Source organism: Rhizobium aethiopicum (genome assembly GCF_014197535.1).
GTDB classification, from domain to species: domain Bacteria; phylum Pseudomonadota; class Alphaproteobacteria; order Rhizobiales; family Rhizobiaceae; genus Rhizobium; species Rhizobium aethiopicum_A.
The window spans coordinates 182,612-209,197 of record NZ_JACIFV010000004.1 but is presented as its reverse complement, the minus strand read 5'-3'; the positions used below and the strand labels follow the sequence as shown (position 1 = coordinate 209,197).

Annotated in this window: 20 protein-coding genes; 13 read left to right on the top strand and 7 right to left on the bottom strand. The window is 61.7% G+C overall.

What is annotated here, in order from left to right; genetic code table 11:
* Position 1: 1 nt before the first annotated feature.
* From GGD53_RS08325 to GGD53_RS08300, 7 genes are all read left to right on the top strand, one after another.
* Complete coding sequence (locus tag GGD53_RS08325; RefSeq protein WP_184455002.1) at positions 2-286, top strand: YciI family protein; 285 nt, start codon at positions 2-4, stop codon at positions 284-286.
* Between the two features lie 166 nt (positions 287-452).
* Complete coding sequence (locus tag GGD53_RS08320) at positions 453-1,904, top strand: homospermidine synthase (RefSeq protein WP_184455001.1); 1,452 nt, start codon at positions 453-455, stop codon at positions 1,902-1,904.
* A 174-nt stretch (positions 1,905-2,078) separates the two neighbouring features.
* Positions 2,079-2,453, top strand: coding sequence for a hypothetical protein (locus GGD53_RS31620; protein WP_082240334.1), 375 nt, complete (start codon positions 2,079-2,081; stop codon positions 2,451-2,453).
* Positions 2,454-2,655: 202 nt separating this feature from the next.
* Positions 2,656-4,629: a bifunctional metallophosphatase/5'-nucleotidase gene (locus tag GGD53_RS08315; RefSeq protein ID WP_184455000.1), complete on the top strand. Its 1,974-nt coding sequence runs from the start codon at positions 2,656-2,658 to the stop codon at positions 4,627-4,629.
* A 122-nt stretch (positions 4,630-4,751) separates the two neighbouring features.
* Positions 4,752-5,786: a ferrochelatase gene (gene hemH / locus GGD53_RS08310; protein ID WP_184454999.1), complete on the top strand. Its 1,035-nt coding sequence runs from the start codon at positions 4,752-4,754 to the stop codon at positions 5,784-5,786.
* Between the two features lie 143 nt (positions 5,787-5,929).
* The gene (locus tag GGD53_RS08305; protein WP_184454998.1) at positions 5,930-6,961 is read left to right on the top strand and encodes an SPFH domain-containing protein; all 1,032 of its coding nucleotides are present in this window, start codon (positions 5,930-5,932) and stop codon (positions 6,959-6,961) included.
* A gap of 3 nt (positions 6,962-6,964) precedes the next feature.
* Positions 6,965-7,420 (top strand): NfeD family protein, encoded by a 456-nt coding sequence (locus GGD53_RS08300; RefSeq protein WP_184454997.1) that lies wholly within the window; start codon positions 6,965-6,967, stop codon positions 7,418-7,420.
* Here the strand turns inward: GGD53_RS08300 and GGD53_RS08295 are convergent, their stop codons facing one another.
* Positions 7,421-8,416, bottom strand: coding sequence for a KpsF/GutQ family sugar-phosphate isomerase (locus GGD53_RS08295; RefSeq protein ID WP_184454996.1), 996 nt, complete (start codon positions 8,414-8,416; stop codon positions 7,421-7,423).
* Positions 8,417-8,559: 143 nt separating this feature from the next.
* Here GGD53_RS08295 and GGD53_RS08290 point away from each other — a divergent pair, with 143 nt between their 5' ends.
* A complete protein-coding gene (locus GGD53_RS08290) occupies positions 8,560-10,095 on the top strand; it encodes an outer membrane beta-barrel protein (RefSeq protein WP_184454995.1) in 1,536 nt (511 codons plus the stop codon).
* Between the two features lie 52 nt (positions 10,096-10,147).
* On the opposite strand, the gene galU is transcribed toward GGD53_RS08290, so the two are convergent.
* Complete coding sequence (gene galU, locus GGD53_RS08285) at positions 10,148-11,035, bottom strand: UTP--glucose-1-phosphate uridylyltransferase GalU (protein ID WP_088396021.1); 888 nt, start codon at positions 11,033-11,035, stop codon at positions 10,148-10,150.
* Positions 11,036-11,238: 203 nt separating this feature from the next.
* On the opposite strand from galU, the gene GGD53_RS08280 reads away from it, so the two are divergent.
* Positions 11,239-12,462 (top strand): lytic murein transglycosylase, encoded by a 1,224-nt coding sequence (locus tag GGD53_RS08280; protein ID WP_184454994.1) that lies wholly within the window; start codon positions 11,239-11,241, stop codon positions 12,460-12,462.
* Positions 12,463-12,575: 113 nt separating this feature from the next.
* Positions 12,576-13,784, top strand: a complete 1,209-nt coding sequence (locus tag GGD53_RS08275; RefSeq protein WP_184454993.1) for an SGNH/GDSL hydrolase family protein — start codon at positions 12,576-12,578, stop codon at positions 13,782-13,784.
* A gap of 23 nt (positions 13,785-13,807) precedes the next feature.
* Here GGD53_RS08275 and GGD53_RS08270 read toward each other — a convergent pair whose 3' ends face one another.
* From GGD53_RS08270 to gltB, 3 genes are all read right to left on the bottom strand, one after another.
* Positions 13,808-14,434, bottom strand: a complete 627-nt coding sequence (locus GGD53_RS08270) for a hypothetical protein (RefSeq protein WP_184454992.1) — start codon at positions 14,432-14,434, stop codon at positions 13,808-13,810.
* Between the two features lie 214 nt (positions 14,435-14,648).
* Entirely contained in the window at positions 14,649-16,103 is a 1,455-nt protein-coding gene (locus tag GGD53_RS08265) for a glutamate synthase subunit beta (RefSeq protein ID WP_184454991.1), read from the bottom strand.
* Positions 16,104-16,327: 224 nt separating this feature from the next.
* Complete coding sequence (gene gltB / locus GGD53_RS08260; RefSeq protein WP_184454990.1) at positions 16,328-21,049, bottom strand: glutamate synthase large subunit; 4,722 nt, start codon at positions 21,047-21,049, stop codon at positions 16,328-16,330.
* Positions 21,050-21,587: 538 nt separating this feature from the next.
* Here gltB and GGD53_RS08255 point away from each other — a divergent pair.
* Positions 21,588-22,640, top strand: coding sequence for a threonine aldolase family protein (locus GGD53_RS08255; RefSeq protein WP_184454989.1), 1,053 nt, complete (start codon positions 21,588-21,590; stop codon positions 22,638-22,640).
* 42 nt (positions 22,641-22,682) lie between these two features.
* Here the strand turns inward: GGD53_RS08255 and GGD53_RS08250 are convergent, their stop codons facing one another.
* The gene (locus GGD53_RS08250) at positions 22,683-23,537 is read right to left on the bottom strand and encodes a LysR family transcriptional regulator (RefSeq protein WP_184454988.1); all 855 of its coding nucleotides are present in this window, start codon (positions 23,535-23,537) and stop codon (positions 22,683-22,685) included.
* Positions 23,538-23,629: 92 nt separating this feature from the next.
* Between GGD53_RS08250 and GGD53_RS08245 the strand changes: the two genes are divergently transcribed.
* Positions 23,630-24,634 (top strand): bile acid:sodium symporter family protein, encoded by a 1,005-nt coding sequence (locus tag GGD53_RS08245; protein WP_184454987.1) that lies wholly within the window; start codon positions 23,630-23,632, stop codon positions 24,632-24,634.
* Between the two features lie 72 nt (positions 24,635-24,706).
* Here the strand turns inward: GGD53_RS08245 and GGD53_RS08240 are convergent, their stop codons facing one another.
* The gene (locus GGD53_RS08240) at positions 24,707-25,177 is read right to left on the bottom strand and encodes an Hsp20 family protein (protein WP_184454986.1); all 471 of its coding nucleotides are present in this window, start codon (positions 25,175-25,177) and stop codon (positions 24,707-24,709) included.
* Between the two features lie 401 nt (positions 25,178-25,578).
* Between GGD53_RS08240 and GGD53_RS08235 the strand changes: the two genes are divergently transcribed.
* Positions 25,579-26,553, top strand: a complete 975-nt coding sequence (locus GGD53_RS08235; RefSeq protein ID WP_184454985.1) for an alpha/beta fold hydrolase — start codon at positions 25,579-25,581, stop codon at positions 26,551-26,553.
* Positions 26,554-26,586: the final 33 nt, after the last annotated feature.

Sequence of the window (26,586 nt, the reverse complement as noted above, 5' to 3'; positions counted from 1 at the left end):
CATGTTCATCCTCTCCCTCACCTATCGCAAATCCAACGACGAGGCCGACAGGCACATGGAGCCGCACATGGCTTGGGTGAAGGAGGGTTACGCCAAAGGCTGGTTCCTCGCCTCCGGCCGCAAGGTGCCGCGCACCGGCGGCGCGATCCTCGCCATCGGCGACCGTACCGCGATCGAAGCCTATGTCGCCGCCGATCCCTTCACCATCCACGGCGTCGCCGAATACGAAATCACCGAACTTGCGATAACGACGACGATTGAAGGACTGGAAATCCTGAAGCGATGATTTTCGTTCGGCGGATCTCGTCGCCCCGATATTTGGCCTTTCCCCGTCAACGCTCTTTATTGTGACGCCGTTTTGTGGTTAGAGCCGGTCACTTCGCAATTTCTGCGGCAATCTCACAAGAATTCTTCAGGCTGAGCGCCTTCGTCCCCTTCCACAGGAGAAAAGAATGACGGAACAGAACTATCCGGTATATGCCGAAATTACCGGTCCGATCGTGATGATCGGCTTTGGCTCCATCGGCCGAGGCACCCTGCCCCTGATCGAGCGCCACTTCAAATTCGACAAGAGCCGGATGGTCGTCATCGACCCGCGCGAAGAACCCTCCGACATGGAGATCCTGAAGAAACACGGCGTTCGCCACATTCAGGAATATGTCACCAAGGACAATTACAAGGAGCTGCTGAAGCCCCTGTTGACGAAAGGCGAAGGCCAGGGCTTCTGCGTCAACCTCTCGGTCGACACGTCCTCGCTCGACATCATCAAGCTCTGCCGCAAGCTCGACGTTCTCTATATCGATACGGTCGTCGAACCCTGGCTCGGCTTCTATTTCGACAAGGGCATGAGCAATGCCGACCGAACCAACTATGCGCTACGCGAGACGGTGCGCAAGGAAAAGGCGAAAAACCCCGGCGGCGCCACCGCCGTCTCCACCTGCGGCGCCAATCCGGGCATGGTCTCCTGGTTCGTCAAGCAGGCGCTCGTCAACCTCGCCCATGATACCGGCGTTAAATTCGACGAACCGAACCATCACGATCGCGAAGGCTGGGCCAAGCTGATGAAGAAGGTCGGCGTCAAGGGCGTCCACATCGCCGAGCGCGACACCCAGCGCACCAAGCATCCGAAGCCGCTCAACGTCTTCTGGAACACCTGGTCCGTCGAAGGCTTCATCTCCGAAGGCATGCAGCCGGCCGAACTCGGCTGGGGCACGCACGAGCAGTGGATGCCGAAGAACGCCAAGAAGCATAAGAAGGGCAACAAGGCGGCGATCTACCTGGAGCAGCCGGGCGCCAACACCCGCGTGCGCACCTGGTGCCCGACCCCCGGCCCGCAATACGGCTTCCTCGTCACCCACAACGAGTCGATCTCGATCGCCGATTATTTCACGGTCCGCGACAAGGACGGCGAAGTCACCTTCCGTCCGACCTGCCACTATGCCTACCATCCGGCCAACGACGCCGTGCTCTCGCTGCATGAGATGTTCGGCAACGGCGGCACCCCGCAGCCGGTCCACCACGTACTCGACGAGGACGAGCTGGAGAACGGCATCGACGAACTCGGCGTCCTGCTCTACGGGCATGAGAAGAACGCCTACTGGTATGGTTCGCGCCTGTCGCTGGAAGAAACCCGCCGCATCGCGCCCTACCAGAACGCCACCGGCCTGCAGGTGACCTCCGCCGTTCTCGCCGGCATGGTCTGGGCGCTGGAAAATCCGAAGGCCGGCATCGTCGAGGCCGACGAGATCGATTACAAGCGCTGCCTCGACGTGCAGATGCCATATCTCGGCCCGGTCGAAGGCCACTACACCGACTGGACCCCGCTCGACGGCCGTCCTGGCCTCTTCCCCGAGGACATCGACACCAAGGATCCCTGGCAGTTCAGGAACGTCCTCGTTCGCTGAAAATCGTCCTCACAGGATTTTGACAATGCCCGCCGCAAGGCGGGCATTTTTGTAACGCTGGCCGTATAAATGCCGTCCCCCGCTGCTCCAAGCCTTGCCATCATGACGGACGCACGCCATGTTTTGCGCGAACTTGGCGGGTGACCGCCGCGCCGATTCGCCGGGAGAAGCCTTATGAAAATCAGAACTGGTCTCGTTCTTGTCGGTGCAGCGGCCACTCTTGCCGCCTGCGTTTCATCAGGACCGCAACAGCGACCGATCGCAGTCGCGCCGCCTGCAACAAATTCTGTTGAAGGCGAATGGACGGATGCCAACGGCTTGACCTCCGCCTTCACGAATGGACAATTCGTAACCCGCACCAGCGACGGAACGAATACCCAGATGGCGTCAGGAACATATACAACCACCCCCGACGGAATCATTCAGATAAACCTTTACTCGAATGTTAAGCGGACGACTTCCCTTGTTAATTGCGCCTTGAGCGGCACGAGTCAGCTGAATTGTACGACTGCAACGAATTCGCAGTTCACGCTTACACGTCGTTTGTAATGCTTCAATATAGCCCTGCGAAAGCTCCCACTCGGGAGCTTTTTTGTTTTGCGGCCTCTTGGAAAGCGCCGCCGCAAACCCAGCTTCCCTCTTGCGACTACGCGTCGTTTGTTGAAACATCGGCAAGCGGGAAACCGCCTGACACCACTATAGGGATCGGCGAGGATCAGGGGGATCTCTCGCCTCAATCAGGAGAACAGGGATGACGAAGTCTTTCAGCTTCGGTCTTTTGACCGCGTCCATGCTGGCGCTGAGCGCGGGCGCCGCCTTTGCCGATTACGAACTTAATATTCTCCACATCAACGATTTCCATTCACGCATCGAATCGATCAACAAATTCGATTCCACCTGCTCGGCCGAGGAGGAAGGCAAGAAGGAATGCTTCGGCGCCGCCGCCCGCCTGAAGACCGCGATCGATCAGCGCCGCCAAGCGCTATCGGGCAAGAATGTTGTTCTCCTGAATGCCGGCGACAATTTTCAGGGCTCGCTCTTCTACACCACCTATAAGGGCGCGGCCGAAGCCGAATTTTTGAACCTGATGAAGTTCGACGCCATGACAGTCGGCAATCATGAATTCGACGACAGCGAGGACGGGCTTGCGACCTTCCTCGACAAGGTGCAATTCCCCGTCGTGACGGCGAACGTCAAGGCGAGCGCCGCCTCCAAGCTCGGCGACCGCATCAAGCCCTCGCTGGTGCTCGATGTCGGCGGCCAGAAGATCGGCATCGTCGGCGCTGTCACCAATGATACGCCAGAGCTCTCCTCCCCTGGCCCGAATGTCACGATCGAAGATGACGTTCAGACGATCACATCAGCCGTCCAGGACCTGAAGGGCCAGGGCGTCAACAAGATCATTGCACTGACCCATGTCGGCTATCCCCGTGATCTCGCTTTTATCGCCAAGATTCCAGATGTCGACGTCGTCGTCGGCGGCCACTCCCATAGTCTGCTCTCCAATACCGATCCGAAGGCTGAAGGCCCATATCCGACGATGGTCGACAACCCCGGTGGCTATAAGGTGCCGGTCGTCCAGGCCGCCTCTTACAGCAAGTATCTCGGCGACGTTGTCGTCAATTTCGACGATAATGGCGTCGTCAAGGATGCCAAGGGCGACCCGATCCTGATCGACTCGTCCTTTACACCCGATCCGGCCGTCGTCACCCGCGTCGCCGAACTGGCAAAACCGATCGAGGAACTGCGCAAAAAGGTGATCGGCTCCTCCGAAGGCCCGATCGAGGGCGACCGCAAGGTCTGCCGTGTCAAGGAATGCTCGATGGGCAATCTGGTGGCCGACGCCATGCTTGACCGCACCAAAAACCAAGGGGTCACCATCGCCGTCCAGAACGGCGGCGGCCTGCGCGCGTCCATCGACGGCGGCGATGTCACTCAGGGCGAAGTCATCACCGTCCTGCCCTTCCAGAACACCCTCGCCACTTTTGAAGCCACAGGCGCGGACGTCGTCAAGGCGCTCGAGAACGGCGTCAGCCAGATCGATCAGGGCGCCGGCCGCTTCCCGCAGGTCGCCGGCCTAAAGTTCTCGTTCGACCAGTCGAAGCCTGTCGGCAGCCGCGTCAGCGATGTTCAGGTGAAGGAGGGCGACAATTTTGCGCCAATCGATCCGGCCAAGACTTACAAGATCGCCACCAACAACTTCATGCGATCAGGCGGCGATGGCTATTCGATCTTCAAGGAAGGCAAGAATGCTTACGATTACGGCCCGGATCTCGCCGATGTGACCGCCGACTACGTCGCTGCGCATTCGCCCTATAAGCCCTATACCGATGGCCGCGTCACCGAAGTCGGCGCGACCGTGGCACAGGCGCCCGCTGCCGAACCGGCTGCTCCCGCGCCGGCGGCACCTGCGCCGGCCACTGAGCCCGCGCCTGCCCCTGCGGCCCCGGCCGCACCCGCACCAGCCACCGAGCCTGCCCCGGCCGCGCCAGCCCCGGCAACACCGGCAGCTCCCGCGCCCGCGGCGGAACCGGCTCCGGCGGCTTCCGCACCCGCCGCAACAACGCCTTCCACCCACGTCATCGCGGCCGGCGACACTTTCTGGGATCTGGCTGTGACCTTCTATGGCGATGGGACGCTGTGGCGGAAGCTTTCGGAGGCCAATGGCAAGCCGAATCCGCACCACCTGACGGTTGGCAAGGAGATCCAGGTTCCTGCAAAGTAAGACGATTTGTCTCGACACCATCGGCCGGCTCGGGGTTTCCCGGGCCGGCTTTTCTTTCTATAGGGTGAACCATGTTCTCGAGGCTGCGTATCAGCCGACGGACAAGGAGCGTTGGGGCCAGAATGACAGCAGATATTTCACTTCGTCCGGCGGATCATCCGGCCGTCAAGTCAGGCAAGATCGGCGTCCTGCTAGTCAATCTCGGCACGCCCGACGGCACCGACTACACCTCGATGCGCCGCTATCTCAAGGAGTTCCTGACCGATCGCCGCGTCATCGAATGGTCGCCCTGGAAATGGTATCCGATCCTCTTTGGCATCGTGCTCAACACCCGTCCGCAGAAGGTCGGCAAGGCCTACGAACTGATCTGGAACAAGGAGAAGAACGAAAGTTATCTCCGCACCTACACGCGCAACCAGTCGGAACTGATGACCGAGCGCCTGCGGGATCTCGAAAATGTCAAGGTCGACTGGGCGATGCGCTACGGCACGCCGTCGATCGCTTCGCGCATCGAGACGCTGAAGGAGGAAGGCTGTGACCGCATCGTGCTCTTCCCGCTCTATCCGCAATATGCGGCGGCGACGACCGCGACCGTCAACGACAAGGCCTTCCAGAAGCTGCTCTCCATGCGCTGGCAGCCGGCGCTGCGCACCGTGCCGGACTATCATGACGACGAGACCTATATCGAGGCGCTCGCCCAATCCGTCGAAAGGCATCTTGCGACGCTCGACTGGAAACCGGACATGCTGCTCGCCTCCTTCCACGGCATCCCGATGTCCTATTTCAAGCAGGGCGACCCCTATTACTGTCAATGTCAAAAGACCGGCCGGCTCCTGCGCGAACGGCTCGGCCTGACTCAGGAAAACTTCATGGTCACCTTCCAGTCCCGCTTCGGGCCGGAAGAATGGCTGCAGCCCTATACCGACAAGACGGTGGAGAAGCTTGCCCAGGATGGCGTCAAGCGCGTCGCCGTCATCAATCCCGGCTTCGTCTCCGACTGCCTGGAAACGCTGGAAGAAATCGCCGAACAAGCCGCGCATTCCTTCCACGAGAACGGCGGCGACAAGTTCACTCATATCCCCTGCCTCAACGATAGCGAAGACGGCATGAAGGTGCTGGAAAAGGTGGTCCGCCGCGAATTGCAGGGTTGGGTCTGAGAAGAAGCTAAAGACCTTGCCTAGAACCTCCTTTTCACCTGGAGGTGGTGCATGCGCGTGTCATTTCTTCCTCGCAAAGAACATGCTAATTCACCACATCAGTTGTGAGGCGCGTGCGCATGCGCCGATGGGAGGAATTTTTCATGCTGTTCGGCGGCTTCGACATCGTCGTGATCGTGCTGGTCATCTTCGTCATTCTGGTGCTCTTTGCCGGGATCAAGACCGTACCGCAGGGCTATCGCTACACCATTGAGCGCTTTGGCCGTTATACCCGCACGCTGGAGCCGGGCCTCAACCTCATCACTCCCTTCATCGAGCGCGTCGGAGCGCGGATGAACGTGATGGAGCAGGTGCTGAATGTGCCGACCCAGGAAGTGATCACCAAAGACAATGCCTCGGTTTCAGCCGATGCCGTCGCCTTCTTTCAGGTTCTGAATGCTGCCCAGGCCGCCTATCAGGTTTCCCACCTCGAAAATGCCATCCTCAATCTCACCATGACCAATATCCGCTCGGTCATGGGCTCCATGGATCTCGACGAACTGCTTTCCAATCGCGACGCGATCAATGACCGGCTGCTGCGCGTCGTCGACGAGGCCGTACAACCCTGGGGCATCAAGGTCACCCGCGTCGAAATCAAGGACATCCAGCCGCCACACGACCTCGTCGATGCGATGGCTCGCCAGATGAAGGCTGAGCGCGAAAAGCGCGCCCAGGTGCTCGAGGCCGAAGGCGCGCGCAATGCGCAGATCCTCAGGGCCGAAGGAGCCAAGCAATCCGCGATCCTCCAGGCGGAAGGCCAGCGCGAAGCCGCCTTCCGCAACGCCGAAGCCCGCGAGCGACTGGCCGAGGCCGAAGCCAAGGCGACGAAGATGGTCTCCGAAGCGATTGCCGCCGGTGACGTTCAGGCGATCAACTATTTCGTCGCCCAGAAATACACCGAAGCGCTCGCCTCGGTCGGCTCGGCGCCCAATTCCAAGATCGTGCTGATGCCGATGGAAGCCTCTTCCATCCTGAGCTCGCTCGGCGGCATCGGCGCCATCGCCCGCGAAGTCTTCGGTGACGCCGGCAATCCGCCACCGCCTCCCCCGCCGCGTCCGCGTCCCGCGCCGATCCGCTCTACGCCACCGATCAATCCGCCGGCCCCCAATCCCTTCAATCCGGATCAGGAGCGATAAGCCATGCTGGCGAAGATCATCGCGGAACTCGGTCCATGGAACTGGTGGGTTGCAGGCCTCGTGCTGCTCGCCGCCGAAATGATCGTGCCCGGTTTCTTCCTGGTCTGGATCGGCCTCGCGGCCTTGATCGTCGGCGCACTGTCGCTGCTCTTCTGGGACAGCGCCTTCTGGGTCTGGGAACTTCAGGCGATCCTTTTTGCGCTTCTGGCCGTGGCCACGACCTTTGCCGGCCGCCGGCTGACGCTGCGCAACGCCGAGACCGACGAGCCCTTCCTCAACCAGCGCGGCGCAAGTCTTGTCGGACGCACCGCCACGCTGCAGGAGCCGATCCGCGAGGGCCGCGGCCGCATCCGCCTCGACGATACGCTATGGCAGGTCATGGGGCCTGATTTGCCCGTGGGAACACAGGTGAAGGTGATCTCGTGTCACGGCCGCGACCTGCGGGTCGAACCGGCCTGATCAGGCGACGCCGATCCGCAGCAGGTCGTGGAAGTGCACCAGCCCGATCGGCCGACTGTCCTCGTCGATGACGATCAGGGCGCCGATGTGGTGCTGGTTGAGCAACGCCAGGGCCGCCGTCGCCAGCATCGTCGGTTTCACCGTCTTCGGCGTCTTCGTCATGATGTCGTCGACGGCAAGCTCGGCAAGATTGCGGCTCAGGTTCCGAGCCATGTCGCCTTCGGTGACGATGCCGCAGAGCCGTCCGTCCTCGTCGAGCACACCGACGCAACCGAAATGCTTGCGCGACAGCACCGTGATCGCCTCCGGCATCGGCGTGCCCTTGGCAACGAGCGGCAGCTTCTCGCCGATATGCATGATATCGGCGACATGCATCAGGCTCGCACCCAGCTTGCCGCCGGGATGGAAGACGTGGAAATCGGTGGCGGTAAAGCCCCGCGCCTCCAGAAGCGCCACCGCCAAGGCGTCCCCGATGGCAAGCTGCATCAGCGTCGAGGTCGTCGGCGCCAGCCCGTTGGGGCAGGCTTCCTGTTCGTTCGGCACTAGAAGCACGATGTCGGCGGCCGTCGCAAGCGAGGACGCTTCGCTGCAAGTGATCGCGATCAAGGGGATCGAGAAGCGCCGCGTGAAGGAAATGATACTCTTGAGCTCGGCGCTCTCGCCGCCTTTGGAAATCGCCAAGACGACGTCATCGCGCGCGATCATGCCGAGATCGCCATGATTGGCTTCGGCCGCATGCACGAAAAAGGCGGGGGTGCCGGTCGAGGCGAATGTCGCCGCGAGCTTGGTACCGATATGGCCGCTCTTGCCGACACCGGTAACGATGACCCGGCCGGAGATGTCGCCGATGATCTCGACGGCGCGGGTGAAGGGGCCGGCCAATCCGTTGTCAAAGGCCCGTTCGAGCGCTTCAAGACCGCGTTTCTCGGTCTCTATCGTGCGTTTTGCCGATTCGAGCACGCTGTTTTCAACGAGTTTGATCGCTCTTCTGTTCATGGAGATGCGTTAGACCTTTTCACTTTCCAAGTCCACCCCGCACACTTTCCGAAATGTGAACAGCGCCCGCCGCCGGCAACGAATGATTAACCACAAGGCTTTACCTTTGGGTAAGAACCGAAAGCATGTCAGGCGCGAATTGAATGGGCCAACCAAAACAGACGAGCAGTGTGACGCCGCTCCGCGCCATGAGCCGTGCCGTCTGCTTTGCTGCGTTCGGCAGCCTGCTTCTCGGCCAAACGCCGGCTTTCGCGCAGTCCGCCTCGTTGCAGTCGGCGAGAAGCCGCACAGTGTCCTCCGAGAACAATCGCGCCACGACCGGTGCGGCCGAAGCCGATTTCGCTGACGAGAGCGACGGTTTGGCCGCGCCGGCGGCAAACAGCGCAGCCGCAAACGCAGACGATGCCCAGAGGCCCGCCATACCGGACGCGCAATCCGGTGACGACATTACCGGATCCATCCTCGATGAGGACATGCGCCGACTGAACACCCGTGAAGCGCGGATCGACGAGACGCCGCCGGTCCGCAGGGCTGGCGAAAGTGCCTCGACGGCAGAAACACCCGGCATTCCGATCGGCAGCTTCGTGCTCCGTCCGAGCGTGACCCAAAGCATCAACACCGAGACCACCAAGGACGGCAATACCAGGCAACAGCGCGCCTTCCTCGAAACGGATGCAGCCGCGACGCTCACCTCCGACTGGGGACGACACCAGCTGACCGTCACGTCGGAAGGCGCCTGGCAGAGAAATGTCAGCGGCGAAGGCGAGGAGCAGCCGTCTTTCAAGGTCAACGGCGACCTCCGGCTGGATCTTGCCGACGACACGGTGGCGCACCTCACGGCCGGCTACAATTTCTACCGCGAGGATACGGACGACCCCGACGCCATCGCCGATGCCACACAGCAGTCCGATGTGCAGGAGTTCAGCGCCGGCGCCTCCGTCCAGCGCGATTTCGGCATCCTGCGCGGCACGACCGCGCTGGCGCTGAGCCGTTCGATCTATTCCGACGCCACGCTTGCGAACGGCACGACCGTTGCGTTGAGCGATCGCAACCAGACCACCGCTACGCTGCGCGGTCGCGTCGGCTATGAGCTGTCGCCCGCGATCATCCCCTTCATCGAGGCCACGATCGGCCGTACCCTCTATGACGAAACACGCGACTCAGCCGGTTACGAGCGCTCAGGCCATAGTTATGGCGCCAAAGCCGGCGTTGAGGTCGACCTCGGCGAAAAGCTGAAGGGTGAAGTCGGCATCGGTTACGAAAGGGCGGATTTCAAAGACAGCCGGCTGGCCTCGATCGATACGGCCACGCTCGATGCGAGCCTGCTTTGGTCGCCGATCCGTGGCACCGATATCAATCTCGACCTGCAGACAAGCATCCAGCCCTCGACCACCGCCGGCGAGAGCGGCTACGTCTCGCATGCGCTGACGACGACGGTCACCCAGCAGCTGCGCGACAATCTGGTCGGAACCATGATCGGCGGCGTCATATGGCGCGACTATCCCACCGACAGCACCATCAACGACGAGCTCGTCTATACTGCAGCGACCGGCCTGACCTGGAACATCAACCGATATCTCGATCTCACCAGCACGCTCGGCTACGAGCTGACGACGCGCAAGGACGGCGACGACTCACAGCAATGGCGCGCCGGCGTCGGCCTTAAGCTGAAACGCTAAACGCCGCGCCTCCGGTGGGAGGCGCGGCGCTCGATCAACATGTGCGCAAACCTTAATTCAGGCCGGCAAGCAATTCCTTGAAGCCGCCTTCGACCGATGGGCGGATATCGGCGCGTTCGAGGGCGTAGGCAACGTTGGCCAGGATGAAGCCATCCTTGGCGCCGCAGTCGTAGGTCGTGCCACGGAAGTGGTAGCCGGCGAAATCCTGTTCCTTCAGCAGCTTCAGCATGCCGTCGGTGAGCTGGATTTCGTTGCCGGCGCCGCGCTCCTGGGTTTCGAGGATCCTGAAGATCTCCGGCTGCAGGATGTAGCGGCCGTTGATGAAGAAATTCGAGGGTGCCGTTCCCTTGGCAGGCTTTTCCACCATGCCGGTGATGCGGAAGCCTTCGCCGATCGCTTCGCCGACGCCAACGATGCCGTATTTATGAGCCTGATCGGGGGCACATTCCTCGACAGCGATGATGTTGCCGCCGCTCTGGCCGTAAAGGTCGATCATGCCCTTCATGCAGCCCTTGTCGCCCTTCATGATCATATCGGGCAGCAGCAGCGCGAAAGGTTCGTCGCCGACGATCTCGCGGGCGCACCAGACGGCGTGACCGAGGCCGAGCGGTTCCTGCTGCCGGGTGAAGCTTACCGTCCCGGCCTTCGGCAATTGCTCGGCAAGAAGGGTGATTTCCGCCTCCTTGGCGCGCTCGCGCAGTGTCTGTTCCAGCTCGAAATGAATGTCGAAATAGTCTTCGATAATGTGCTTGTTGCGTCCGGTGACGAAGACCAGATGCTCGATCCCGGCTTCCAGCGCCTCATCGACGACATATTGGATGATAGGCTTGTCGACAACGGTCAACATTTCCTTTGGAACAGCCTTCGTTGCCGGCAGGAATCGCGTTCCCAACCCCGCCACCGGAAAAACTGCCTTACGAACTTTATTGTGATGCGCCACACAGGCCTCCTGCTTTGACTAAATCGCCTTTTAAATAAAGCCGTTCACGTCTGACTAGTATAGAATTGCGACTGTTTTGCAATGGTGACCGCCGCGGGTCGCCATGGTAAAGAATTTGTTGACTCCGTTCCTGTAGTCTCGGGTCTGGGCGGACATGATGCCCCTGCTGCACCGAAAACTGAAGATGACGGATACGACTGTCGATGATCCAGAATCACAAAAACTCCCTTCGTGGCCTTGCTCTCGCCCTCGTTGTCGCCGCCCAGGTAGGGCTGGCCCCCGACAACGCGAAAGCCGATTCCCGGTTCCAGAAATGGATCGCGGACTTTTACCAAACAGCCGCTGAGAGTGGCATCAGTAAGGCAACCTATCAAAAGGCCTTTTCCGGGGTGAGCGAACCCGACCCGACCGTGCTCGAAAAGGCGGCCTATCAACCGGAATTCACCTCGAAGATCTGGGATTACATTGATTCCCGCGTTAACCCCTACACGGTCAGGATCGGTCGCGAGATGGCCGTCAAGCATGCGCGGACGCTCAATGCGATCGAGCAGCGCTTCGGCGTCGACAAGACGATTCTGCTGGCGATCTGGTCGATGGAATCGAATTACGGCGCGATCCTCGACAAGGACGACCGGCTGCATTATGTGCCGCGCGCACTGGCAACCCTTGCCTATGCCGATCCGAGCCGGGCCAAATTCGCCAAGAAGCAGCTGGTTGCCGCGCTGAAGATCCTGCAGAACGGCGATGTGCCGGCACGTCAGATGACCGGCTCCTGGGCGGGCGCCATGGGCCACACTCAGTTCATCCCGACAAGCTACCTGCTCTACGCTGTCGATGCCGACGGCAACGGCCATCGCGATATCTGGAATTCGGTGCCGGACGCGCTGGCGACCTCGGCCAATCTCCTGATGAAGAACGGCTGGGATACCGGCAAGACCTGGGGCTACGAAGTCGTCGTTCCCGCCGCAGCCGCCAAGCAGGCCGGCAAGACCCATACGCTCGCCCAATGGGCGGAGCTCGGTCTGAAACGGCCGAACGGCAAGGCCTTCCGCGACGGCGGCACCAAAGCCGTGCTGAAAATGCCGGCCGGAGCCGGCGGCCCCGGCTTCCTGATGACGGCAAACTTCTTCACCATCAAGAACTACAATGCGTCGGACAGCTACGCGCTTGCCGTGGGCCTGCTGGCCGACCAGATCGCCGGCTATGGCGGCATGCAGCAGCGCTGGCCGCGTCCCGACGGCGCGCTCGACATCACCGAGAAATTCGAGCTGCAGACCCGTCTCAAGACGCTCGGCTATTACAATGGCGAGGTTGACGGCAATTTCGGCTCGGGTTCGAAAGCGGCGATATCGGCCGTGCAGGAGCGCATCGGCATGCAGCCGAACGGCGAGCCCTCGTTGCCGCTTTTGAACGCACTTCGCCGCTAAGCGCGGACGCCGGACAATATCTGATTGGAAGCGGCAGAACCGTGACCTAACTAATAAGCGGAGTGGATGCTGACCTACCCTGCGTGCAAGATGCCGGCAGATGCGGAACTGCTATGACGAAAACTGATCGAACCCCAATCCGCTGGCTCGCGCTTGCCTTGACGACGGCTGCGCTATGCCTCGGCGTGCTTGCGCCCATTCGTGTTGCCGAAGCCCAGGAGCAGCGTTACCAGCGTCGCTCGATCCTCGATTTCTTCCTGGGTCGGCGCTATCTCGACGACGAGCCGCAGGCCCCTGATGTCCAGCAGCCGAGACGCCAGCAGCGCAAGCGCCCGCCGGCGCAGAAAGCCGTGATCAATACCCGCACCGCGTCGCCTGTGCGGCCGCCCGTGCAGGAAGAGCCGGTCGTGCAGAAGCTTGGTGACGCGCGGAAAATCCTGATCGTCGGCGATTTCCTTGCCAGCGGCCTCGGCGACGGGCTTACCGCCGCCTTCGAGACTTCACCGGGCGTCATCGTCGAAGCCCGCGGCAACATTTCCTCGGGCCTTGTCCGCGACGACTATTACGACTGGCCGGAACAATTGCCGAAGATGATCGACGAGCTGAAGCCGGCAATGGTCGTCGTCATGATCGGCGCCAATGACCGCCAGCAGATGGTGACCGATAGCGCGAAAGAGAAGTTCCGCACCGATGGCTGGTTTGCCGAATATCGCCGTCGTGTCCTTTCTTTCGGCAAGGAAGTCACCAGCCGCAAGATACCGCTGCTCTGGGTTGGTCTTCCCGCCTTCGAATCCGATCAGATGACGGCCGATGCTGTCCAGATGAACCAGCTCTATCGCAACCAGGTCGAGAGCATCGGCGGCGAATTCGTCGATATCTGGGATGGTTTTGTCGACGAAAACGGCAATTTCATCGTTACCGGTTCCGACGTGAACGGCCAGCAGGTGCGCCTGCGCACCTCCGACGGCATCAACCTCACGCAGGCTGGCCGGCGCAAGCTTGCCTTCTATGTGGAAAAGCCCGCCCGCCGGATTCTCGGCACCCAGGCAAGTCCCGATCTGGTGCGCCTCGACGAAAGCAATTTGCCAGGTCTCGGCCTTCCGACCAATCCGGTCGAGCACACCGTGCCGATCAGCCTCTCCGATCCCAATCTTGACGGCGGCGCCGAGCTCCTTGGCGCAAGACCGCCACCAGTGACCCTGACGAAATCGCCGCGCGACCTCCTAGTCGAGCAGGGCGAGATGACGCCGGCACCTGTCGGTCGCGTCGACGACTACCGCATGCCGGCGGCCAAGACGCCGGCCGAAGTCTCGGTGAAATAAAAAGGCTACGCTAGGCGGCCTTCTTATGCCGCCTGCGGCCAGCTCAGATAATAGTAGTTCGAGCCGATCAGCCCGAAGAAAGCATTGCTGTCGTTTGTCTGGTCGACATAGCTGCCGTTCTCCTTGACAAAGGCGCCGTCGGAACCGCGCTCCAGATGCGCATCGAGGAAATCGCTCCAGCCGCTGATATCGATCGCCTCGCCGGCCTTGCTTTCCGTGTCGGCCTCATCCGGATCATCGACGTTCCAGGCGGGGATCGACACGCCCTGCGTCGGATCGGAGATGGTGAGCGTGCCTGCTTCGAGCGCAGCCAGCATGTCATGAGCCTTGCCGCTTTCGCCTTCGGCCGCGGCCGCTTCCTGCAACTGCTGCTTCAGCATCGACATGAAGGAGGCGCTGGTCACATCGGCGCTGTCGTCAGTCGTGTCGGTCTCGTCGAAGGTGTCGTCCTTGGACGAAAGCGTGTCGAGCAGCCCCGACAGCGCCTGATTGGAAAGAAGCGACGCGGAGCTCGAATCGAGTCCGTAGCTGCTCAGAATGCTTGCCGCCGACGAACTCTGCGTATCCTCCGAGCTTTCGTCGGAGCTACGAAGATTCTTCAAGGCGTATTGGGCCGAAACCATCCTGGTATTATCGAGTGCAGAAACCATTTGAATAATCCTTGTCGATCATTCGCGGCGGCTCCTCCTGAGCCCGCGTCAGGCATAAGCCTCACCGCCCGGCATTGCTTCAAGCTTGCGTCCCACCCAGGCGCGTCAAGCGGTCGCACCGGCAAAAAGAAGTCCCGCCGGACGCGCCGCACACAATAAAAAACTCCGCCGGAAAGGCGGAGTTCGTGTCTTCGTCAGCCTCTATGAGACGCGATCAGTTCGGCAGGACGGTCGAGCCCATCAACGCCTCGTCGATGGCGCGCGCTGCCTGGCGGCCTTCGCGGATCGCCCAGACCACCAGCGACTGGCCGCGGCGCACGTCGCCCGCCGTCCAGAGCTTGTCGACCGAGGTCTTGTAGTCGCGGTCGTTGGCGACGACGTTGGTCGAGCCGCGTTTGTCGGTGTTGAGCGTCAGCTTGCCTTCGAGCTCCTTCAGCACGCTTGTCGTGAACGGGCCGCGGAAGCCGATGGCGATGAAGGCGAGATCGGCGCGGATGACGAATTCCGTGCCGGCAACCGGCCGCCGGCGCTCGTCGACCTCGCAGCACTTGACGCCGGTCAGCACGCCGTCTTCGCCGACGAATTCGAGTGTTGCGACCTGAAACTCGCGCACGGCGCCCTCAGCCTGCGAGGAAGAGGTGCGCATCTTCGTCGCCCAGAAGGGCCAGACGGCGAGCTTGTCTTCCTTCTCGGGCGGCTGCGGCCGGATATCGAGCTGGGTGACCTTGACGGCCCCCTGGCGGAAGGCCGTGCCGACGCAGTCCGAAGCCGTATCGCCGCCGCCGACGACGACGACATGTTTGGCGCCGGCAAGGATCGGATCCGACGGCCAGCCGGCGCTGTCGATATTCTCGCGTCCGACGCGACGGTTCTGCTGCACCAGATAGGGCATGGCATCATGAACGCCGGCAAGGTCGGTGCCTGGAATGCCCGCCTCGCGCGGCGTCTCGGAGCCGCCGCAGTAAAGGACGGCGTCGTGGTCGGCCAGCAACTGCTCGATCTTGACATCGACGCCGACATTGACACCGCAATGGAAGGTGACGCCCTCGCCCTTCATCTGCTCGACGCGGCGGTCGATGAAGTTCTTCTCCATCTTGAAATCCGGAATGCCGTAGCGCAGCAGGCCGCCCGGCTTGGTCTCGCGCTCATAGACATGCACCTCGTGGCCGGCGCGGCCAAGCTGCTGGGCGGCGGCCATGCCGGCGGGGCCGGAGCCGATGACGGCGACCTTCTTGCCGGTATGGACCGTCGCCGGCTGCGGCCGGATGAAACCGAGTTCATAGGCCTTGTCGGCAATCGCCTGCTCGACCGTCTTGATGGCGACCGGCGCATCCTCGAGATTCAAAGTGCAGGCTTCCTCGCAGGGTGCGGGACAAACGCGGCCGGTGAACTCCGGGAAGTTATTGGTCGAATGCAGGTTCTGGATCGCCGCTTCCCAGTTGTTGTTGTAGACGAGGTCATTCCAATCCGGAATCTGATTGTGAACCGGGCAGCCGGTCGGGCCGTGACAATAGGGAATGCCACAGTCCATGCAGCGCGCGGCCTGTTTCTGCACTTCCGGGTCCGACATCGGGATCGTGAACTCGCGGAAATGACGGATGCGATCCGACGCCGGCTGATACTTCGCCACCTGCCGGTCGATTTCCAGAAATCCTGTAACCTTACCCATGTCTTCGTCCCTTACCCTCATGACCGCCTCACCGCGGCCAGTTGTCTGTCGTCAGTCCCCGGAGTCCCGGGCGGGTTGCTTGTCTTGACCGTCATTGGAACAGATCTCCTGAAGGACACCGCGCGATCCGGGCGGCCTTTCGCCGTCGTCATTGCTACGGGTCGTCGAGATATTTCCGTCATCCGCCACCTGCAATCGGCAGGTGGCGGATGCTCCGGTTCAAATCATTCCGCGGCGATGCCCATCCTGCTACGCTCCATTTCCTCGAGCGCACGGCGATATTCCACAGGCATGACCTTGCGGAACTTCGGACGGTAGTCTGCCCAGCTGTCGAGAATCTGCTTGGCGCGAGCCGAGCCCGTATAGTGCAGATGATTGGAGATCAGCTGATAGAGGCGCTCCTCGTCGTGGCGCGTCATGTCGCCCGAGACGTCGACACGTCCCTTGTGCATGAGGTCGCCGCCGTGATGATGCAGCTTCTCCAGCATGTCGTCCTCCTCCGGCACCGGCTCGAGTTCGACCATCGCCATGTTGCAGCGGCTGGCGAAATCGCCGGCTTCATCGAGCACATAGGCGACGCCGCCCGACATGCCGGCCGCGAAATTGCGGCCGGTGGCGCCGAGCACGACGACGACACCGCCGGTCATATATTCGCAGCCATGGTCGCCGACGCCCTCGACGATGGCGATCGCACCCGAGTTGCGCACGGCGAAACGTTCGCCCGCCACACCGCGGAAGTAGCATTCGCCCTCGGTCGCACCGTAAAGCACGGTATTGCCGACGATGATCGAGTTTTCGGCGACGATCCGCGAATTCTCCGGCGGCCGGATGATGATTTTGCCGCCCGAGAGCCCCTTGCCGACATAGTCGTTGCCGTCACCGATCAGGTTGAAGGTGACGCCACGCGCCAGGAAGGCGCCGAAGCTCTGCCCCGCCGTGCCGCGAAGCGTCACATTGATCGTGTCTTCCTTCAGCCCGCGATGGCGGTAACGCTTGGCGACTTCGCCCGACAGCATCGCGCCGGCTGAACGGTCGACGTTCTTGATGCCAACCTCGAAGGCGACAGGCGTCTTGTCCGTCAGCGCCGGTTGTGCCTGCTCGATCAGCACACGGTCGAGAATATCGTCGATCGGGTGCTGCTGACGGCTCGTCCAGAAAGTCGCCTCCTTGGGAGCGTCGACCTTGTGGAAGATGCGGCTGAAGTCGAGACCCTTGGCTTTCCAGTGCGCCAGCATCTCGTCCTTCTCCAGCAGCTCCGAAGCGCCGATGATGTCGTCGAGCCGGGTGAAGCCGAGCGAGGCGAGGATTTCGCGCACTTCGTTGGCGACGAAGAAGAAGTAGTTGATGACATGCTCCGGCGTGCCCTTGAAGCGCTTGCGCAGCACCGGATCCTGTGTCGCCACACCGACCGGACAGGTGTTGAGATGGCACTTGCGCATCATGATGCAGCCGGCTGCAATCAGCGGCGCGGTGGCGAAGCCGAACTCGTCGGCGCCGAGCAGCGCCCCGACGATGACGTCGCGGCCGGTCTTGAGGCCGCCGTCCACCTGCAGTGCAACGCGCGAACGCAGACCGTTCAGCACCAGCGTCTGCTGGGTTTCGGCAAGGCCGATTTCCCACGGGCTGCCGGCATGCTTGAGCGAGGTCAGCGGCGACGCGCCCGTGCCGCCATCGAAGCCGGCAACGGTGATATGGTCGGCGCGCGCCTTGGCGACGCCGGCGGCGACGGTGCCGACGCCGACTTCGGAGACCAGTTTGACCGAGACGTCGGAGGTCGGGTTGACGTTCTTCAGATCGTAGATCAGCTGTGCCAGATCCTCGATCGAATAGATGTCGTGGTGCGGCGGCGGCGAGATCAGGCCGACACCCGGCGTCGAGTGGCGGGTCTTGGCAACGGTCGCGTCGACTTTATGACCCGGAAGCTGGCCGCCTTCGCCGGGCTTGGCGCCCTGCGCCACCTTGATCTGCAGCACGTCGGCATTGACCAGATATTCGGTGGTGACGCCGAAGCGGCCCGATGCGATCTGCTTGATCGCCGAGCGTTCGGGGTTCATCGAACCATCGGAGAGCGGCATGTAGCGGTCGGATTCCTCGCCGCCTTCGCCGGTGTTCGACTTGCCGCCGATCCGGTTCATGGCGATCGCCAGCGTCGTATGCGCCTCTCTGGAGATCGAGCCGAAGGACATCGCCCCGGTCGAGAAACGTTTGACGATATCGGCGGCCGGCTCGACCTCGTCGATCGATACCGGCTTACGTCCGAGCGCCTCGGCGCTCTTGATGTTGAAGAGCCCGCGGATCGTGTTCATCCGCAGCGCCGAGTTGTTCACCATTTCGGAGAATTCGCGGTAGCGGTCCTCGGCATTGCCGCGCACGGCATGCTGAAGGGCGGCAACCGCGTCCGGCGTCCAGGCATGGCTTTCGCCGCGCATGCGGTAGGCATATTCGCCGCCGATATCGAGCGTCGTCGCCAGCAGCGGATCCTTGCCGAAGGCTGCGGTGTGGCGCGCAACGGTCTCTTCAGCGATCGCCTCGAGGCCAATGCCTTCGATCATCGTCGCGGTTCCGAAGAAATACTTGTCGACCAGTTCCGACGACAGGCCGATCGCATCGAAGATCTGCGCGCCGCAATAGGACTGGTAGGTCGAGATGCCCATCTTCGACATCACCTTGAGAATGCCTTTGCCGACCGCCTTGATGTAGCGGTAGACGATTTCAGAGGCATCGACTTCCTTCGGGAATTCGCCCTTGGCATGCATGTCGAGCAGTGTGTCGAAGGCGAGATAAGGGTTGATTGCCTCGGCGCCGTAGCCGGCAAGCAGGCAGAAATGATGCACCTCGCGCGGCTCACCCGTCTCGACGACGAGACCGACGGAGGTGCGAAGCCCCTTGCGGATCAGGTGATGGTGCACGGCAGCCGTCGCCAGCAGGGCCGGAATGGCGATTCTATCAGGGCCGATCTGGCGGTCGGAGAGCACGATAATGTTGTAACCGCCCTTGACGGCCGCCTCCGCGCGCTCGCAGAGCCGGTCGAGCATCTCAGGCATGCCGGCGGCACCGCGCTCGATATCATAGGTGAAATCGAGCGTCTTGGTGTCGAAGCGGTCTTCCGTATGGCCGATCGAGCGGATCTTTTCGAGATCGCCATTGGTCAGGATCGGCTGGCGCACTTCGAGGCGCTTGGCGTTTGCCATGCCTTCGTGATCGAGAATGTTCGGACGCGGGCCGATGAAGGAGACGAGGCTCATGACGAGCTCCTCGCGGATCGGATCGATCGGCGGGTTCGTCACCTGCGCGAAGTTCTGTTTGAAGTAGGTGTAGAGCAGCTTCGGCTTTTCCGACATCGCCGAAATCGGCGTATCCGTGCCCATGGAGCCGATTGCTTCCTGACCAGTCGTCGCCATCGGCGACATCAGGATCTTGGTGTCCTCGGTCGTGTAGCCGAAGGCCTGCTGGCGGTCGAGCAGCGACACGTCGCGGCGCAGCGCCCGCGGCTCCACCGGCTTCAGCTCTTCGAGGATCAGCTGGGTGCGGTCGAGCCAGTTACGATAGGGATGCGCCGTTGCAAGCTTCGACTTCACCTCGTCGTCGGAGATGATGCGGCCTTCTTCCATGTCGATCAGCAGCATCTTGCCCGGCTGCAGGCGCCACTTCTGGATGATCCTCTCCTCAGGAACCGGCAGCACGCCGGCCTCGGATGCCATGATGACGCGGTCGTCATCGGTCACGAGATAGCGCGCCGGCCTGAGGCCGTTGCGGTCGAGCGTCGCGCCGATCTGTCTGCCGTCGGTGAAGGCGACGGCAGCCGGTCCGTCCCACGGCTCCATCAGCGCGGCGTGATATTCGTAGAAGGCCTTGCGTTCGGCCGCCATCGACTGGTTGCCGGCCCAGGCTTCCGGGATCAGCATCATCACCGCATGCGCCAGCGAGTAACCCCCGCGCACCAGGAATTCCAGTGCATTGTCGAAACAGGCCGTGTCCGACTGTCCCTCGTAGGAAATCGGCCAGAGCTTGGAGATGTCCTCGCCGAACAGCGGCGAAGAGACCGAGGCCTGTCGCGCCGCCATCCAGTTGACGTTGCCGCGCAGCGTGTTGATCTCGCCGTTATGGGCGACCATGCGATAGGGGTGCGCGAGCTTCCATGAGGGGAAGGTGTTGGTCGAAAAGCGCTGGTGCACGAGAGCAACCGCGCTTTCGAACCGCGGGTCGGCCAAATCCTTATAATAGGCGCCGACCTGATAGGCCAGGAACATGCCCTTGTAGACCACCGTCGTCGACGACAGCGATACCGGATAGAAATTGCTCTCCTCGCCCTCGAACTCGTCATAGATGCGGTTGGAGATCACCTTGCGCAGCGTGAACAACCGGCGCTCGAACTCATCGTTGTTTTCGGCATCTTCGCCGGCGCCGATGAAGACCTGCACGTGATGCGGCTCGGTCGCGGCAATATCAGGCGCCTTGGAAAGCGAGGAATTGTCGACCGGCACGTCGCGGAAGCCGATGAAGACTTGGCCTTCCTCGACGATGACGTCCTTGATCACCTTCTTGAAGTGCTCGATCTGCTTTTCGTCGCGCGGCATGAAGATATGGCCGACGCCATATTCACCGACCGGCGGCAGAGTGATGCCCTGCGCCGCCATCTCCTCGCGGAAGAAGCGGTCGGGAATCTGCACCAGAATGCCGGCGCCGTCGCCCATCAGCGGATCGGCGCCGACGGCGCCGCGATGCGTCAGGTTCTCGAGAATGAAGAGGCCGTCCTTGACGATCTGGTGCGACTTCTCGCCCTTCAGATGCGCGACAAAGCCGACGCCGCAAGCGTCATGCTCGTTGGCAGGATCGTAAAGCCCCTGCTTCTTCGGCAGGCCGGAAGCGGATTTGGACGTCTTGGCCTTCGCACGCGCCTCGGCAGCGGCAAACCGGTCAAACTCCATGGATGGCGTCTTCGTCATCGTCTTTCCTCCTGTCGAAGCCCGCGGGGCCGCGGGTGGCTTTTCGTCTTGCGCCGCAACCCGAAAATAGGTCCGTCGCATGACAGCGCTGTTGCATTGTGAAGATCGGCCGCGGACATCTGCTTTAGGGAAAGCAAACCGTCGCGTTCCGCGCCCGCCATTCGCCTCCGCGCGCCGCCTGGGGCTTGACGCTCGGAGGAACTATAGCGTGAAAGCCCGTCGCTGCCAGGGTTTTCGGCGCCTCTTCGGCCGCAAGGGCCAAAATAGGACAGCAACACTGCCCTAATTCATCAGTTCCATGCCAGAAACGATCTCGGTCCGCAAGAGCGTTCCGTTAAAAATCGTGATTTTGCGACGGAAGATTGCCAGATAATCCACGATGGAGAAATAAAATTACGCACATAAGCCCTATTCTTTTTATTGATTGCGTAATTCAATTTTGGTGATGTGTCGGGGGCGACAACCTTGATCCCGTGAAGCTTTGGCGTAAGGTCCGCTGCGAACCTCTCAGCTCCTTCCACTCCCCACGGTCTCCGCCATGTTCTTTGCTTCCGATAATTGGGCCGGCGCCCACCGATCCATTGCCGAACGCCTGCTGACGGAATCGGCGGGTTTTGCTCCGGCTTATGGCGCCGGCGATCTCGACAAAAAGGTCGAGGCCCGCTTCTCCGAGATCTTCGAGCGTGAGGTTTCCGTCTTCTTCGTCGCCACCGGCACGGCCGCCAACTCGCTGGCGCTGGCGAGCGTCCAGCGGCCCGGCGGGATTACCTTCTGCCATTCGGAAGCCCATGTGATCGAAGATGAATGCGGCGCGCCGGAATTCTTCTCCGGCGCCGCCCGCCTAATGGCCGTTGACGGCGAAGCCGGCAAGATCGATCCGGCCAGGCTTTCGGCAAAGATCGCCCACTTCCCCGAGGATGCCCTCCGTCATGGCCGCGCCAGCGCTGTCACCATCACCCAGGCGACCGAGATCGGCACCGTCTATTCGCTGCCGGAGATCGGCGAGATCGCCGCCATATCGAGGAAGCGCAACCTGCCGCTCCACATGGATGGCGCCCGCTTCGCCAATGCATTGGTGGCCCTCGGCGCCACCCCAGCCGAAATGACCTGGAAGCGTGGCGTCGACATGCTGTCCTTCGGCGGCACCAAGAACGGCTGCTGGTGCGCGGAAGCGATCGTCTTCTTCACCCCGGACCGGGCAAAGGAAATGCCTTTCATCCGCAAACGCGCCGCCCAGCATTTCTCCAAGTCGCGCTTCATCGCCGCCCAGTTCGATGCCTATTTCGAAAACGGCCTCTGGCTCGATCTCGCCCGCCATTCGAACACCATGGCCAGCCGCTTACGCGCCGGTATTGCCGCCAGCAGCGCCGGGCGCCTCGCCTGGCCGACCGCCTCCAACGAGGTGTTTGCCGTCATCAGCAGGAGTGCTGCTAGAACCGCAGAGGAAAAAGGTGCGAAATTCTATGAATGGCCAGCGCCTGCGGCAACGTCGGAACTCGTTTCCGAAAACGAAACCCTGATCCGCCTCGTCACCAGCTTCGCGACCACAGAAGCTGACGTGGATGGTTTCCTGAGGTGTCTGGCTGCCTGAGCGCCGCCCGGTAGGGCTTTCCTGATCGGTGACGGCGATGGGTCATGCGGACCTCAACCCCCTTACCTTTTGCAGAATATCGTCGGACAGCGCCGCGACCAGCACCTGATCCGCGCCCCTACGCGGCACCAAGACGAATTCCACGTCCTCGAGCACCGGCAGTTTTCCCGCGGCGATCTCTTTCAGTCCGGAAGGAGCCATACTGCGCGGCTGCACCAGCACACCCATTCCCGCCCGCGCTGCTGCCGTCAGCCCGCTCAGGCTGCCGCAGGTGCAGACGATCCGCCATGCCACTCGGTTTCGCCCGAGCGCTTCCAAAGCGATCGCCCGCGTGACGCTCGGCGGCGGAAAAGCGATCAGCGGCAATGGGCCGGAGGCGAGCACTCGTTCAGGATCGCGCGCCAGCCAGACGAGCGGCTCGCGATAGACCAGTTTTCCGCGCGCATCGCCAAGCCGGCGCTTGGCGAGCACCAGATCGATTTCGCCATTGTCCTGCATCTCATAAAGCACGCCTGAAAGCGCCACGGTCAGTTCCAGGTCGACCGACGGATGCGAACGAACGAAATCCTCCAGCACCGCCGGCAGCTGGCTGGTGACGAAATCCTCCGACACGCCGAGCCGGAGGCTGCCGCGCAGGCTGGTGCTCTTGAACAGCGCCTGCACCTGCCCCTCGATCGAAAGCATGGCGCGCGCATGCGAAAGCAGCGCCTCGCCGTCACCGGTCAGCATCACCTTATGCGTATCGCGCGCCAGCAGCTTGCGCCCGAGCGCTGCTTCCAGCCGCTGGATATGCTGGCTGACCGTCGATTGCCCGAGGCCCAGCCTTTCCGCGGCAAGCGTGAAGCTGCCCATCTGTTCGACGGCGACGAAACTACGCAACTGCGAGAGGTCGAGCATAAGAAATCCAGTATCTCGATAACTGTTATTTCTTGCATCCTGGATCATAATGGACGACAGAACAATGGTTACTTTATTGCTGCGAGACCGCCATGCGCCGCTTTCTGCCCGATACGTTCACAATCCTGCTCGCCTGCACCGTCATCCTCGCCTCCCTATTTCCGGCGAGCGGCAGTTTTGCGGATTATTTCGGCATCGCCACCGATATTGCCATCGCGGCGCTGTTTTTCCTGCACGGCGCGCGCCTTTCCCGTGACGTCGTCATTGCTGGTCTGCTGCACTGGCGGCTGCATCTGATCATCCTGCTAACGACCTTCGGCATCTTCCCGCTGCTCGGGCTCGGGCTCGGCTTCATCCCCGACGCGATCCTGCCACGGCCGCTTTATCTCGGCATTCTCTTCCTCTGCGTGCTGCCGTCGACGGTGCAGTCGTCGATCGCCTTCACCTCAATGGCTGGCGGCAACGTGCCCGCCGCGATCTGCTCGGCCTCGGCCTCCAACATTTTCGGCATGTTCCTGACGCCGCTGCTGGTCGGCCTGCTCTTTTCCGTCGGCGGCCATGGCGGCTTCGCCTTCGACGCGCTTCAGCAGATCTTGCTGCAGCTGCTTGCCCCCTTTATCGTTGGCCAGATCCTGCAGCCCTGGATCGGCGATTGGATTCGCGCCAAGAAGAAGATCCTGATGCCGGTCGACCGCGGCTCGATCCTGATGGTGGTCTATCTCGCCTTCTCGACGGCGATCGTCGAAGGACTGTGGCACACTTTCTCGATTGCCGACATCGCCGTTGTCGTCGTCGCCGACGTCGTGCTTCTGGCGTTTGTGCTTGTTTTGACGATGTTCGGCAGCCGCTGGCTGGGCTTCGACAAGTCCGACGAGATCACCATCACCTTCTGCGGCTCGAAGAAGAGCCTGGCAAGTGGCGTGCCGATGGCAAACGTCATCTTCGCCGGCCAGTCGATTGGTGCGATCGTGCTTCCGCTGATGCTCTTCCACCAGATTCAGCTGATGGTCTGCGCCGTCATCGCCCAGAAATATGCCGCAGCAGCAGCCCGGCGCGTAACGGAACAGCAAATGAAGGACGCCGCCAGCCCGGCCTGAACAATAAGATGAACAGCAATAAAAAACGGCGCCCCGATCAGAGCGCCGTCCATTGTCCCTGAGGGACAGCTGTTAACCGCTGATGACCTGCGCCTCGATCGCCTTCGGAGCCTCGATCGGCTCGGCGGCAATCGTGATCTTGCGGGGCTTCATGGCCTCGGGAATATTACGCAGAAGATCGATGTGAAGCAGGCCATTCTTCAGCGAAGCGGCTGATACCTCGACGTGATCGGCAAGCTGGAAGCGGCGCTCGAAGGCGCGCTTGGCAATGCCGCGATAGAGGAATTCGCCGCCTTCGGCGGTTTCCTCGTTCTTTTCACCCTTCACGGACAGCACATGGGCGTGGGCTTCGATCGAAAGCTCGGTCTCGTCGAAACCGGCGACCGCCATGGTGATGCGATAGGTGTTTTCACCGGTGCGCTCGATATTATAGGGCGGATAGGTCTGTGCCTGCTCCGGCTGAGCAAGGCTGTCGAGCATGGTGAAGAGGCGGTCGAAACCGACCGTCGAACGATAAAGGGGAGAGAAGTCTACGTGACGCATGATGTCCTCCTAGGGAAGCGACGTGTTGCGATAAAATGCCCCTGAAACCCCATCTTGGCGGCCTCGGGACGGTTGCGCGGGCCCTTTTGGCACCCGCAGGATGGAGATGGTGATGCGATTCGGGGAGTTCAAGACCTTTTCGAAATCCCCCCGACCGGCCGTGAACCGCTCGTGAACGGCCGGTTCGGTAGGCGTTCAGACATGCCTGCCTAGAAATGACGATGTCGGGTGACACTGGCCCCGATGGCTGAAGTGCATCGTCCCTTCTTCTTCAGTCTAAACTTGGGCCGGCCGCGAGCGCCCTCACGCTCCCGCCGGCCCTTTTTTCCCCCGCTTTCCAAGCCGGGCGCCATGCGGTATCCCTGATAGAGAAGCATTCAGCAGCGGCGCATTGGCAAGTCATGGATCAGGTTCTCTATTCGACGCCCGACAATCCCGTCCCGGAAAACCGCACCGAAGGGTTCTTCGAAACCCATGACGGCCACCGGCTGCGTTACGCCGTTTTCCGCTCCGGTGGCCAGGTCGCCAAGGGCACGGTTGTCATCATCCATGGCCGCAACGAATATATCGAGAAATATTTCGAGACGATCCGCGACCTGACAGGCAAGGGCCTCTGGGTCGCGACCTTCGACCTGCGTGGCCAGGGCGGTTCGTCGCGGCTCCTGAAGCGCCGCAATCACGGCCATATCCGCCGCTTTTCCGATTACGAGCGCGACCTCGACACCTTCCTCGAAAAGATAGTGCTGCCGGATACCCGCCTGCCCTTCTACCTGCTCGGCCATTCCACCGGCGGACTGATTGCGCTGTCGGCCGCCCCCTATCTCACCACCCGCATCGATCGCATGGTGCTATCGGCTCCCTTCATCGGCCTGACCGGCCAGTCGGCCTCGCCCCGCGTCATCCGCACCCTCGCCGGCGCGCTGACGGCCGCCAGCCTCGGCTTCATGCCGCTGACCTCGAAGCTGAAGGAGCCAGATTTCCGCGACAATCCGTTGACCTCGGACGAAACCCGCTTCGAGCGCAATGTAGCGATGATGAAGGCCCATCCGGAACTGACGCTCGGGCCGCCGACGGCCCGCTGGCTGACCGAAGCCTTCCGGACCATGGACCGGGTCACCTCGCCCAACCATCTCTTCTCGATCACCATCCCGACCATCGTCATCGCCCCGACACGTGACGGCGTCGTGCCCTACACGGCACAGGAGCGGCTCTCGCGTTATTTCCGTGCCGGCCAGCTGGTGCCGATCAACGGCGCTCGCCATGAGATCTTCCAGGAACGGGATATCTATCGCGCCGCGGCGCTGGCGGCCTTCCACGCCTTCATCCCCGGCAGCGATGCCGAGGAAAATCATGATGTCGCCGCCCTCGGCACCTGAGCCGGATCAACCGAGCCGCCAGCAGAATCGGCC